The organism is Leucobacter edaphi, assembly GCF_016522535.1.
Taxonomy (GTDB): Bacteria; Actinomycetota; Actinomycetes; order Actinomycetales; family Microbacteriaceae; genus Leucobacter; species Leucobacter edaphi.
Genome location: NZ_JAEHOI010000009.1, coordinates 105425 through 118391 on the forward strand (window position 1 = coordinate 105425; position 12967 = coordinate 118391).

The 12967-nt window shown below is 71.1% G+C and carries 7 protein-coding genes; all 7 read left to right on the forward strand.

Annotated features, from left to right (window positions below; all coding sequences use genetic code 11):
- Window positions 1–11 precede the first annotated feature (11 nt).
- Window positions 12–2132, forward strand: coding sequence for a phosphate acetyltransferase (gene pta / locus JD292_RS09635; RefSeq protein WP_200132530.1), 2121 nt, complete (start codon window positions 12–14; stop codon window positions 2130–2132).
- A complete protein-coding gene (locus JD292_RS09640) occupies window positions 2129–3358 on the forward strand; it encodes an acetate/propionate family kinase (protein ID WP_200132531.1) in 1230 nt (409 codons plus the stop codon). The genes pta and JD292_RS09640 overlap by 4 nt, the downstream gene beginning before the upstream one ends.
- A gap of 135 nt (window positions 3359–3493) precedes the next feature.
- A complete protein-coding gene (locus JD292_RS09645) occupies window positions 3494–6559 on the forward strand; it encodes a DNA polymerase III subunit gamma and tau (RefSeq protein ID WP_233614019.1) in 3066 nt (1021 codons plus the stop codon).
- Between the two features lie 66 nt (window positions 6560–6625).
- Window positions 6626–7222, forward strand: a complete 597-nt coding sequence (gene recR / locus JD292_RS09650) for a recombination mediator RecR (protein ID WP_200132533.1) — start codon at window positions 6626–6628, stop codon at window positions 7220–7222.
- Between the two features lie 129 nt (window positions 7223–7351).
- A complete protein-coding gene (locus tag JD292_RS09655) occupies window positions 7352–8629 on the forward strand; it encodes an aspartate kinase (RefSeq protein ID WP_200132534.1) in 1278 nt (425 codons plus the stop codon).
- A gap of 88 nt (window positions 8630–8717) precedes the next feature.
- Complete coding sequence (locus JD292_RS09660) at window positions 8718–9779, forward strand: aspartate-semialdehyde dehydrogenase (RefSeq protein WP_200132535.1); 1062 nt, start codon at window positions 8718–8720, stop codon at window positions 9777–9779.
- Window positions 9780–10505: 726 nt separating this feature from the next.
- Window positions 10506–12890, forward strand: coding sequence for a helix-turn-helix transcriptional regulator (locus tag JD292_RS09665; protein ID WP_200132536.1), 2385 nt, complete (start codon window positions 10506–10508; stop codon window positions 12888–12890).
- Window positions 12891–12967 lie beyond the last annotated feature (77 nt).

Genomic DNA, 12967 nt, shown 5'->3' on the forward strand with positions numbered 1-12967 from the left:
GGCTGGAACGCGTGGCAGCGAGCATCTACCTCACCTCAGCAGAAGGTCGCACGGGCAAGAGCGCAGTGGCGCTCGGCGTGCTGGACGCGCTTCGCGCGGACGCTCCCCGAGTCGGGGTGTTTCGCCCCCTGATCCGATCGGGAAACGAGCGTGACCGCGTACTCGATCTGCTGCTCGACCGCGCCACTGCGGAGGCCGCATACGCCGAGTGCATCGGCGCCACCTACGAGGAGGCGCACAGCGACCCGGAGGGGGCGATGACCCGGATCGTCGCGGCGTATCGCGCGCTGCAGGGGAGGTGTGACGCGATCGTCGTCGTCGGATCCGACTTCACCGACGTCGCGGCGCCCACCGAGCTCGCGTTCAACGCGCGAATCGCCGCCAACCTCGACACCCCCGTCCTGCTCGTGCTCGGCGGCCGCGCGGCGGGGTCTCCGGAGCACCTCGGGCAGCAGGAGGCGCGCACGCCGGCGGAGATCGCGCAGATCGCGGAGCTCGGCATCGCGGAGCTGCGCGCCGAGCACGCCGTGCCGATCGCGGTGCTCGTGAACCGCGCGGACCCCGAGACGCTCGAGGAGATCCGCGCCGCGGTCGCAGGGGTACTGCCCGCCGAGCTGCCGGTGTGGGCCGTTCCCGAGGCGATCCTGCTCGTTGCGCCGCCCGTCTCCGGAATCATGGCCTCGGTCGACGGCACCCTCGTGCGCGGCGATTCCGCGCTCCTCGGGCGCGAGGTGCTCGACGTCGTGGTCGCTGGCATGTCGATGGAGCACGTGCTGCCCCGGCTGCTCGAGGGATCGGCCGTGGTGATCGCCGCCGACCGCGGGGAGACGCTGCTCGCGGTCACGATGGCGCACGAGGCGCCCACCTTCCCCACGATCGCCGCAGTGATCCTGAACGGCAATTTCGAGCTCTCCGCCGACGTCGAGCGGCTGCTCGACGGCATCGACTCGACGCTGCCCGTGATCCGCACCCCGCTCGGCACCTTCGACACCGCGCAGCGGATCACCTGGACGCGGGGGCTCCTCACCGAGGAGTCTCCGGCGAAGTTCGACACCGCGCTCTCCCTGTTCGCTCAGCACGTCGACGCTGCCGCGCTGCGGGAGCGGCTGCGGCTGCACCGCGGAGGGGTGCGCACGCCGGTGATGTTCGCGTACGAGCTGTTCGAGCGCGCCGCAGCGGCCGACGCCCGGATCGTGCTGCCCGAGGGTCACGACGACCGGATCCTGCGCGCGGCGAGCACGCTGCTCGCCCGCGGCATCGCGCGCCTCACCCTCCTGGGCGACGAGGCGGCCGTGCGCAAGCGCGGCGGCGAACTCGGCCTCGGCCTCGACGCCGCTGAGGTCATCGATCCCGCCGCTTCGCCGCTGCTCGAGGGGTTCGCCGAGGAGTACGCGCGGCTTCGCGCGCACAAGGGAATGACCATCGACCGGGCGCGCGAGATCATGCGGGACGGCAGCTACTTCGGCACCATGATGGTGCACCTCGGGTACGCGGACGGCATGGTGTCTGGCGCGGCAAACACCACGGCGCACACGATCCGCCCGAGCCTCGAGTTCATCAAGACGAAGCCGGGCGTCTCGGTCGTGTCGAGCGTCTTCTTCATGGCCCTTGCCGATCGCGTGCTCGTCTACGGCGACTGCGCGGTCAATCCCGATCCGACGGCCCCGCAGCTCGCCGACATCGCAGTGTCCTCCGCGGAAACGGCTGCGCAGTTCGGCGTGGAGCCGAGGATCGCCATGCTGTCGTACTCGACGGGCGAGTCCGGCTCGGGCGCGGACGTCGACAAGGTGCGGGAGGCCACGGCGCTCGCGCGCGATGCCGCGCCGGAACTCCTGATCGAAGGGCCGATCCAATACGACGCCGCGAGCGATCCAGACACGGGAAGGGCGAAGCTTCCCGGCTCGGAGGTCGCGGGCCGTGCGACCGTGTTCATCTTCCCCGATCTCAACACCGGCAACAACACGTACAAGGCGGTGCAGCGCTCGGCCGGTGCGGTGGCCGTCGGCCCCGTGCTGCAGGGCCTCAACAAGCCGGTGAACGACCTCTCCCGCGGCGCAACCGTCCAGGACATCCTGAACACGGTCGCGATCACCGCGGTGCAGGCCGGGGAGTCGAAGGGAGCGACCGCATGACTCGAGTGCTCGTGATCAACGCAGGATCGTCGTCGATCAAGTACCAGCTCGTCGAGGCGGACACGGGGGAGCGGCTCGCCTCGGGACTCGTCGAGCGGATCGGCGAGCCGCTCGGGCACGTCGTGCATCAGAGCCTGATCAACGACGCGCACGGCGCGGGCGGGAGCGGCGACGGCGGCGAGACCGTGGTCGAGCGTGAGCTCCCCGTCCTTGATCACACCGCGGGCTTCGCCGCGATGGTCGAGGCGTTCGCCGCGACGGGGCACCCGGTCGACTCGCTCGGGATCACCGCGCTCGGCCACCGCGTCGTGCAGGGCGGCGGTGACTTCATCGAGCCGACTCTCCTCGACGACGGGGTCGCCAACCGCATTCACGAGCTCGGCGAGCTCGCGCCCCTCCACAACCCCGGCCACTACCAGGCCATCGTCGCGGCGCGACGACTCTTCCCCGGCCTGCCCCAGGTCGCCGTGTTCGACACGGCGTTCCACCAGACGATGCCGCCAGAGTCCTCCCGCTACGCGATCGACCCGGCGATCGCCGCGGACCACGGGATTCGCCGCTACGGGTTCCACGGCATCTCTCACCAGGTGGTGTCGCGCCGAGCCGCCGAGTTCCTCGGGCGCCCGCTCGCCTCGCTCAAGCAGATCGTGCTCCACCTGGGGAACGGGGCCTCGGCGTGCGCGATCGACGGCGGCCGATCGGTCGATACCTCGATGGGGCTCACCCCGCTCGCCGGGCTCGTCATGGGCACGCGGAGCGGCGACATCGACCCCGGTGCGATCCTGCACCTGCTGCGGAGGGGGCTCGACGTCGACGACATCGACGAGCTCCTCAACAAGCGCTCCGGCCTGCTCGGCTTCGCCGGCACGAACGACTTCCGAGACGTGCGCGCAGCGGCCGAGGCCGGCAACGCCGACGCGCAGCTCGCGATCGCGGTCTACGTGCACCGGATCAGGGCCTATCTGGGCGCCTACCTCCTCGAGCTCGGCGGAGCCGACGCGATCGTGTTCACGGCAGGGGTCGGCGAGAACAACGCCGCGGTGCGCGCAGAGATCTGCGCCGATCTCGACTGGTTCGGGATCCGGATCGACCCCGATCGCAACGAAGCAGACGCTCGTGGCCCGCGCCGCATCTCCTCCGACGACTCCCGCGTCGAGGTGCTCGTGATCCCGACGGACGAGGAAGCCGAGATCGCTCGACAGGCGTGGGAGCTCGTGCGGGGCTGAGCCGTTCGCCCCGCGAATTCGGCGTCGCGCGCGCCGCGAGCGGTACCGACTCCGTCAGTGTCAGTGGCCGCGGGTAGCATTGACCCCGTGGTTGCCGCACTCTATCGCCGTTACCGGCCAGAAGCCTTCTCCGAGATGATCGGTCAGTCCCAGGTGACCGATCCACTCATGACCGCACTGCGCACGGGTCGTGTCGGGCATGCGTACCTGTTCAGCGGCCCGCGCGGCTGCGGGAAGACCACCTCCGCTCGCATCCTCGCGCGCTGCCTCAACTGCGCGGAGGGTCCCACCGACACCCCGTGCGGCGTCTGCCCCAGTTGCGTCGAGCTCGGCCGCGACGGCGGCGGCTCGCTCGACGTCGTCGAGATCGACGCGGCGAGCCACGGCGGCGTTGACGACGCGCGTGACCTGCGCGAGCGCGCGGTGTTCGCCCCGGCACGAGACCGCTTCAAGATCTTCATCATCGACGAGGCCCACATGGTCACCGCAGGCGGCTTCAACGCCCTGCTCAAGATCGTCGAGGAGCCGCCGCCCCACGTGAAGTTCATCTTCGCGACCACGGAGCCGGAAAAGGTGATCGGCACGATCCGATCCCGCACCCATCACTATCCGTTCCGCCTGATCGCGCCCGGAACGCTCATCGACTACGTGCAGCAGCTGTGCGACAGCGAGGGCGTCGAGATCGAGCCGGGCGTGCTGCCGCTCGTCGTGCGATCCGGCGGTGGATCGGTGCGCGACACACTCTCCATCCTCGACCAGCTCATCGCCGGATCCGAGGGCAATCGCGTGAGCCTCGAGCGCGCCGCAGGCCTGCTCGGCTTCACCCACACCGAGCTCCTCGACGACGTCGTCGCCGCGCTCGGTGCGCAGGACGCCGGAGCCGCGTTCCAGGCGACGGACCGCGTGGTCCAGACCGGCCAGGATCCTCGCCGCTTCGTCGAAGACCTCCTCGAGCGCCTACGCGACCTGATCGTGGTCGGCGCCACGAGCGTCGACGGCGCCGCCGCGGTGTTCCGCGGCGTCCCCCAGGACCAGCTCGACCGGATGTTCGAGCAGTCGAGTTCCTTCGGGCCCGGAGAGCTCTCTCGCCTCGCCGACGTGGTGAGCGCGGGCCTCGACGCGATGTCCGGCGCCACCGCGCCGCGCATGCAGCTCGAACTCATGATCGCGCGCGCCCTCGTTCAGGCTGGCGAGCCCGCAGCAGGCGGCGCGCAGCGAGGGGCCGTGCCGCAGGGCGCCGCTCCGCAACGCACCCTGCCGCAGCAGGCTGCGCAGCAGCAGGCTGCCCCGCACGGGCAGGCCGCGCAGACCGGCGCGCCCCGGGCGGACGCCCCCCAGAGGTCCCAGCAGGTTCCCCAGGGCGCGCAGAGCGTTCCGCCCCAGCCCGCGCCCGCGCAGCCCGCCGGCGCGCCCGGCGCGGCCCAACAGCGTCCAGCCCCGACCGCAGCGGAGACCGCGGCATCGATCCGCGAGTTCCTGCGCGGCGAGGGCGCGTCAGCGGCCGGGAACGCGCCCCAGGGGGCGCCAGCGGCCGAGACCCGGGCGACGCCCACTGCCGAGGCCGAGGCGCCGGAGGGGCCGCAGCAGCAGGGACCCACGCCGGGCCAGGGCGCCGCGGAGGGCCGTGTCGAGGCCCCGGGCGGGGAGCAGCCCGAGCCGGTGCGCCCGGCCCAGGCCGCTTCGCAGGAGACCCAGGGGGAGCGGCACCCCAACGAGGGCGCCGCGGGCTTCGGCCGACCCATCTCCGACGTGCTGAGCGCCGCGCAGATCGAGAGCATCGGCACCGAGAAGCCGGCTCCGGCTCCGGCTCCCGCGGCACCCCAGCCGTCCGCTCCCGCGGAGCAGCGCCCCGCGCCGCAGGCAGGCGCGCCGGAGGCTGCGCCTGCAGCGCCCGAGGCGTCGCAGGCCCCAGCGGCGTCGCCGCACACCGCTGGCGGTCCCGCGGAGGCCAGCACCGATCCGGTCGAGGAGGCGGACGATCAGAGCGAGGTCGGCGGTTTCGACGACCTCCTCGAGGTCTGGCCCGACCTCCTCGAAGAGATTCTCGAGCAGGATCGCGATGCCTGGAACGCGGTAAAGAACGTGGTGCCGCTGTCACTCGACGGCGAGATCCTGTCCCTCGGCTTCGCGAACGGCTCCGACCTCGCCGTGTTCAAGACGACGGGCGCCGGCCCCCTGCGCGAGGCGATCAGCTCGACCGTTGGGATGAGCGTCAAGTATCAGCCCAAGCAGCTCCCGGCCGGAGCGTCCGCGGGAGCGCACCCCGGGGCCGGCGCCGCTGCCGCTCCGCGGGAGCACTCGCGCAGCTCCGAAGCAGAGGAGCCCGACCTAGCCGCCTCCGAAGATCCGCTGCAGCGGGCGGAACGCCGCCTCAGCGCGTTCGGGCCCGCGCTCGCCGCCCCGGCTTGGGCGGACCCGAACCCGCCCCAGTCGCCCGCGCCCGAGCGAATGACCGCGGCCGAACTCGCCGACGCGGCGCCGCGGCAGAAACGCGCAGATGGGACGCCCGGAGCGCCCGCGGCCGCCGGGTCGCCGGGGACACCCGCTCCCGATCCGACGGCCGACCCCACGAGCGCAGGAACCGCGGCTGGCCCGGGATCGGGCGCCGAAGTTGGCGGCGAGTTCGCACCGGGAGTTCCGGCCCGGTCGGCGACGTCCGAGGCGAACGGGCCTGATGGGCCCTCCGGAATCCCCGGCGGGGAGGCGCCTGCCGCGCCCGCCGCACAGCCGCGGCAGGACGGGGCAGACGCCCCGAGCGCCCCGGCTGCAGCGTCGGAGCGGGTGCCACCGCAGTCGACGCCGTCCGGCGCACCGAGTGGGTCCGCGCGAGACTTCGACGACCCCTACGCGGGAGATCCCAACGCCGGTGAACCGAGCGACGACGGCGAAGGCGACCCCTACGGATCGGCCGACCCCTACGGCGGCGGCGATCCCTACTCGACGCCCGGGCGCACGGAATCCTCCGCCCCCGCCGCCCCGTCGGGTCCGGCCGCGACGGTCCCTGCCCCGGCAGCGCTCGCTCAGGGGGCGCCAGCTCCCGCCGAAACGGCGCCAGCTCCCGCAGCGCCCGGCGCCGCGAAACCGGCCGAACCGGCTCAGCCTCGCGCGGCCGCCCCGAAGTTCACCCGCTACGGCGAAGCCGTCGTGCGCGAGGTGCTCGGCGCGCGCTTCGTCGAGGAGCGTCCCCTTCCGCGTCAGTAGTGGCGCGTACACTCGAACTCACCACGGGATCGCGGCCGCGACCCCGCTGATCTGGAGGAAACCCCCGTGTACGACGGCATCGTCCAAGACCTGATCGACGAGTTCGGTCGCCTGCCAGGGATCGGCCCCAAGTCGGCCCAGCGCATCGCCTTCCACATCCTGCAGACGCAGAACTTCGACGTCACCCGCCTCGCCGAACTTCTCACCGAGGTCCGCGAGAAGGTCCGGTTCTGCGAGGTCTGCGGCAACATCACCGAGCAGGAGCGCTGCTCCATCTGCCGGGATCCGCGCCGGGATCAGACGCTCATCTGCGTCGTCGAGGAGCCGAAGGACGTCGTCGCGATCGAGCGCACGCGACAGTTCCGGGGCCTCTACCACGTGCTCGGCGGGGCGATCAGCCCGATCGACGGCATCGGACCCGACGACCTCAGCATCCCCGCGCTCATGCGGCGCCTCGGCGAGGGAGAGGTCACTGAGGTCATCCTCGCCACCGATCCGAATCTCGAGGGCGAGGCCACCGCGGCGTACCTCTCGCGCCTCCTCACCGCGATCGAGGTTCCCGTATCGCGTCTCGCCTCCGGCCTCCCCGTCGGCGGCGACCTCGAATTCGCGGACGAGGTCACCCTCGGTCGCGCCTTCGAAGGGCGCCGCGCCGTCGAATAGGGCCGTGGCCCGCCCCTACCGGATCGGGGCGCCGCAGAATTCTGCGTCACACGACAAGTCGCCCGCGGAGGGGCGCATATGAAACCGCTAGACTTGGAGCTTGGCGGTGCAATTTGAGGAGGATCCCGCGTGGCCTTGATCGTGCAGAAGTTCGGTGGTTCGTCGGTCGCGGACGCGGAAAGCATCAAGCGTGTCGCCAAGCGCATCGTCGAGACCCGCAGGGCGGGCAATGAGGTCGTCGTCGCGGTCAGCGCGATGGGCGACACCACCGACGAGCTCCTCGACCTCGCCTCCGACTGCACGCCCATTCCCGCACCCCGCGAGCTCGACATGCTCCTCACCGCGGGTGAGCGCATCTCCATGGCACTCCTCGCCATGACGATCAAGGGCATGGGCCTCGAGGCGCTGTCCTTCACCGGCAGCCAGGCCGGCATGATTACCACAGCGGAGCACGGATCCGCGAAGATCGTCGACGTCACCCCCGGCCGCGTCCGCGAGGCCCTCGACAGCGGCGCGATCGCGATCGTCGCCGGCTTCCAGGGCTTCAACCGCGGTTCCCGCGACATCACCACGCTCGGCCGCGGCGGCTCCGACACGACCGCCGTCGCCCTCGCCGCGGCCCTCGGCGCCGACGTCTGCGAAATCTACACCGACGTCGACGGCGTCTTCACCACCGATCCGCGCATCGTCGCGAAGGCGCAGAAGATCGATGCGATCACGGCGGAGGAGATGCTCGAACTCGCCGCCTCCGGCGCGAAGGTGCTGCACCTGCGCGCCGTCGAATACGCACGCCGCCACGGCGTCGTCCTGCACGTCCGCTCCTCGTTCTCGCACGAGGAGGGCACCATCGTCTACGACCCCGCCAAGGGGCACCCGAAGGGAGATCAGGTGGAAGAGCCGATCATCACCGGAATCGCAGCCGAGAAGAGCGAGGCGAAGGTCACCGTCGGCGGTGTCCCCGACATTCCCGGCAAGGCCGCGCAGATCTTCGAGATCGTGGCGAAGACGCACGCGAACATCGACATGATCGTGCAGAACGTGTCCGCAGCCGACACGAACCGCACCGACATCTCCTTCACCGTGCCCCTCGGCGACGGCCGCACCGTCATTCAGGCCCTCGAGGCCGAGCGCGAGGCGCTCGAGTTCGAGAGCCTCCAGTACGACGACCAGATCGCCAAGGTCGCCGTCGTCGGCGCGGGCATGCGCACGAGCACCGGCGTCTCCGCCCAGCTCTTCCGCGCCCTCTTCGACGCGGGCATCAACATCGAGATGATCTCGACCTCCGAGATCCGGATCTCGGTCGTCACGCGCGCTGACCTCATGGAGAAGGCCGTCCGAGTGCTCCACACCGCATTCGGGCTCGACTCCGACACCGACGCGACCGTGTACGCCGGCACCGGCCGCTAGCGTCCCGGCGACCCGCCGCCCACACACGTACCCCCGATCGGGAGCGCCGAAGCGCACGTACCGATCACGAACGAACAGGAACAGACTCATGGCTGAAACGCAGGGCCTCTCGATCGCCGTCGTTGGCGCGACCGGTCAGGTCGGGGCGGTGATGCGCCGCCTCCTCGTGGAGCGCGAGTTCCCGATCGGCAAGATCCGCTTCTTCTCGAGCGCGCGCTCCGCGGGCACCACGCTCGAGTTCCGCGGCGAGGAGATCGTCGTTGAGGACGTCGAGACCGCAGACAAGTCGGGCATCGACATCGCCCTCTTCTCCGCTGGCGGCGCCGCCTCGAAGAAGTACGCGGCGGCGTTCGCCGACGCGGGCGCGACCGTGATCGACAACTCGAGCGCATGGCGCCTCGACCCCGAGGTCCCGCTCGTCGTCAGCGAGGTCAACCCCCACGCCATCGACGAGGCCCAGAAGGGGATCATCGCGAACCCCAATTGCACCACCATGGCCGCGATGCCCGTGATGAAGGCGCTCGACGCCGAGGCCGGTCTCGAACGCCTGATCGTGACCACTTTCCAGGCGGTTTCCGGATCGGGCCTCGTCGGTGCGCGCGAGCTCGCCGGGCAGGCAACGGCCGCGGTCGAGTCCGGGAACCTCGAGGCCCTCGTCCACGACGGATCAGCGGTCGACTTCCCCGCGCCCGAGGTCTACACCCAGACGATCGCGTTCGACGTGCTCCCGCTCGCGGGATCGATCGTCGACGACGGCGAAGGCGAGACCGACGAGGAGAAGAAGCTCCGCAACGAGAGCCGCAAGATCCTCGAGCTCCCTGAGCTGCTGGTTTCCGGCACCTGCGTGCGCGTTCCCGTGTTCACCGGCCACTCGCTCTCCATCAATGCCGAATTCGCGCGTCCGATCAGCGCCGAGCGCGCCCGCGAGGTGCTCGCCGAGGCGCCCGGTGTCGAGCTCAGCGACGTGCCCACCCCGCTCGAGGCGGCGGGCCAGGATCCCTCCTTCGTCGGCCGGATCCGCGAGGACCAGTCGGCACCGGCAGGTCGCGGCCTCGCGCTGTTCATCTCGAACGACAACCTCCGCAAGGGTGCAGCGCTCAACGCGGTGCAGATCGCGGAGCTCGTCGCCGCGCAGAAGCTGGCCGGCTGAGCCAGAGCAGCGCTCACCGGCGCCCGCGCCGCGCGAAACGAAGGGCCGACGATCGACGGATCGCCGGCCCTTCGTCGTATCTGCTGGGGAATCGAGGGGGCAGCTCTGGCGCCCGAGGCGCCCGAGGTGCCCGCAGGGCGGACGTCTCGAAGGGTCCGCGATCGCCCGGGAATCTCGGTCCCTGTGGCGCGGGGTCGCTCCCACAGCGGCTGCGCCTCCCGGCGGATCCGGCGGCGACCGCGGATGCAGGTGCAGGTGCAGATGCAGGTGCAGATGTGGATGCAGATATGGGTGAAGGGGGAAGGCCCTGTTCCCTGTCCGTGGGGAAGTGCGGGGAACAGGGCCTCCCGGGAACCGATCATGGCGTCCCGCCCGAATTTCGGGGAAGGCGGTCGCTAGCGTCGGTTCGGCCGGTCCTCGCATAGGTGGGGAACGAGGCCCGGCGTCGATGACTGCGCGGGCGGCGTCGCCCGGCAGCGGCTCGGGGTGACCGCGACCGGAGCTCGGCGCTCGCGTCGCGGAGAGGGGGTCGCGGGGAGCGGCGAAGCTGGGCGCACGGCTCGAAGAACACTCGGCATCGTGATCGCCTCCCCGGTTCTCGTCGTCACTCGGACAGGTCGCGTGGACACCCCGATCGCTCGAGGCGTCCACGCGATCTCCCCCCGCTCCTACACTGCCAACCGTTGGGGTCGCTAGAGTCGTCATGGGGGATGATTAGGGGGTGACATGAGCTCGAAAACGGGTGACACAGGGGTGACCGTTGGCGGGAGAGGCGCGAAACCGGGGAAACCCGGGCGAGCGCTCTTCGTCGTCGAGGGGAACGGGCTCCGCTTCGGCCTCGCGGAACGCGACGGCTCGATCGTCCGCAGCGGGCGGTTTCCCGGGGATGCTCCGGCCGGGGAGAACATCGTCGTCGCGGACTACGCGCTGCTGTCCCGGCCCGAACTCTTCCGACTGAGCGCGGATCGCGCCGTCGAACTGCTTCCCCCGCGCAGCCAGGTGAGCGGTGCCGGGAGCGGGTCGGAACAGCACGGGTTCATCGCGCTCGCGCGAGCCTGGTCGAGCATTCCGGCGCAGAACCGCGCGCGGCTCGCGGAATCCGAGATGACCGAGATCGATCCGCTGCTGAGCCTGCGCCGCGAACAGGTGCGGCAGGGGCAGCGCGCCATCGACGAGTCTGTCCGGCACCTCGTCAAGACCTATCCCGGGTACGCGAGCGTCCTGGTGCATCAGGGCGTTCTGCCGCCGGAATCCCTGGCCGTCCTCCGCGTGTACCCCACCCCTGCGCAGCTTCGGGCCGAGGACGGTGTCCGCCTCAGAGGGGTGCTCGAGGGGATCTTCGATCGCGCGAAACGCCCCCTCATTGACGAGATCCTGGCCTATCGGAAGCGGACGGACGAGGCCGTGCTCATGCCCGCGGCGCGGGCGCACTCCACCCAGCTGATCCTCGGCGCGATCGATGTCGCCGACGCGCACCGCAAGAGCGTGCACGAGATCGACCGCGAGATTCGCAGGCTCGCGGGGCCCGTCAGTGCGGCGCCGGACGCCTCCGCCCGCCCCGAGCTGCCGGATACCGCCTCCGTGCTGGACTTCCAGTCCAGGGGAGGAACCATCGCCCAGGTGGCGGCCGAGCCGCTTCCCGAGCTCGTGGGGAAGGTGCGCGCGCTGCGGGAACGGTCTGCGTCGGAGGAGCGCGATCCGAAGCTCGATCTGGGCGTGTACTTGCAGCTGAGGACGGCGATCGAGGCGTCCGCGGCGACGCTCGGCACGAGCGGGGCGTTCACCCCATCACTCGCGCTGGAACTCGCGGTACTCGGACAGCGACTCGCGCTGGCAGCAATGGACTTTCCCGAGGCCGCGCACTCTCTTGCCGTCACCCAGCGGCTCCTCGAGGACGCAGCGGCGAGCGATCTCGATGAGTGCGAGTGCTTCGAAGCGGAGTTCGTCGCGGCGATCACGGGCCTCGTCACGACGAACGTGCCCACGGGGTTCGGTCGTCTCAGGGAACTCCTGCAGGATCCGCGCAGCGCGAAAGCCGATCCCGCCCTCGTCGCCGAGATGCTCGGACTCGTCATGCTGACCCTCTCGCTCTACGGTGAGACCGTCGAACACGAGGTCTTCTTCGCCCAGGCTCGCACCCAGATCGATGAGCTGGGGGCTGGGGGTGCGGCCCGCGCGGCCCGCGACATCTCGGAACTCCTGCTCACGGGCGCGGATCCGGACACGACGCCGGAGACGCTTGCCGATCTGATCGAGCGATCCGGTCGCAACAGCCGGGGAACCTACCTGCGCCCGTTCCACAACCTCATCATGATGTCGGTCTGCTACGCGACGCGCGACCGTGACGCAGCGGCGAACAACTATGCGGAGCTGCAGCGCAGCGGGGTGTGGGAGCGGCACAGCCCGTCACTGCACGCCCAGGCCGAGCTGTCGCACGCGTTCCATCTCGCGGGCAGCGGGGATCTCGCCGCGGCGCGGCGCCAGCTCGCCGGGCTCCGGGCGCCGACCGAGGCGGAGGGGGCCGGAACGTTCCCGACGCAGCGGGAGCTCTTCGCGCTCTACCTCCGCGACGCGGTCGGCGACACGGCCGCGATCCTGCAGGCCACCGAACCGGACGGCCCGCTGGGGGAGCAGCGACTGGCGCGCTCGCGGGCGACCCGCTACCTGCCGGCCTCGCTCGTGCTGCGCGGATCGGCGCTCGTGCGCGACGGGGCGCGGGAAATGGGCGAGTCCCTGTTCAGGCAGGCAACGCTCGTCGCTGCCCAGGTCAATGCCTGGATCGTCCTGCTCTGCGGTGAAACCCCCGAGTACCGCAGGTGGCTCGAGGAACTCCCCGAGGAGGATCTCCCCGAGGGCTTGAGCGTCGCTGGCCGGGCGCGGATCCTGTCGCGGCCGCTGTTCTTCGAGCGCCGGCTCCCGTCGCTCACTGGGCAGCAGGAGCGCGTGCTGCGCCTCATCGCCCTCGGAAACAGCAGCGCCGCGATCGCGGCCGATCTCCACATCACGGCGAACACGCTGAAGACGCATGTCCGCCGGTTGTACGCACGCCTCGGGGTCAACACGCGCAAGGAGGCGGTGCGGATCGCGGAGGTGTACGGGCTGGTGGAGTGAGCGCTCAGGTGCGCCGCTCGCGCCGTATGGTGTGCCGCACCGCACGGGCGGGGTGGGGCGCGGCACACCCCGCGGCG

What these genes read in the sequence shown, in the direction of transcription:
- JD292_RS09640 (WP_200132531.1), top strand. Translation starts at nt 2,129, where the DNA reads ATGACTCGAGTGCTCGTGATCAACGCAGGATCGTCGTCGATCAAGTAC.
- JD292_RS09645 (WP_233614019.1), top strand. Translation starts at nt 3,494, where the DNA reads ATGATCGGTCAGTCCCAGGTGACCGATCCACTCATGACCGCACTGCGC.
- JD292_RS09660 (WP_200132535.1), top strand. Translation starts at nt 8,718, where the DNA reads ATGGCTGAAACGCAGGGCCTCTCGATCGCCGTCGTTGGCGCGACCGGT.
- JD292_RS09665 (WP_200132536.1), top strand. Translation starts at nt 10,506, where the DNA reads ATGAGCTCGAAAACGGGTGACACAGGGGTGACCGTTGGCGGGAGAGGC.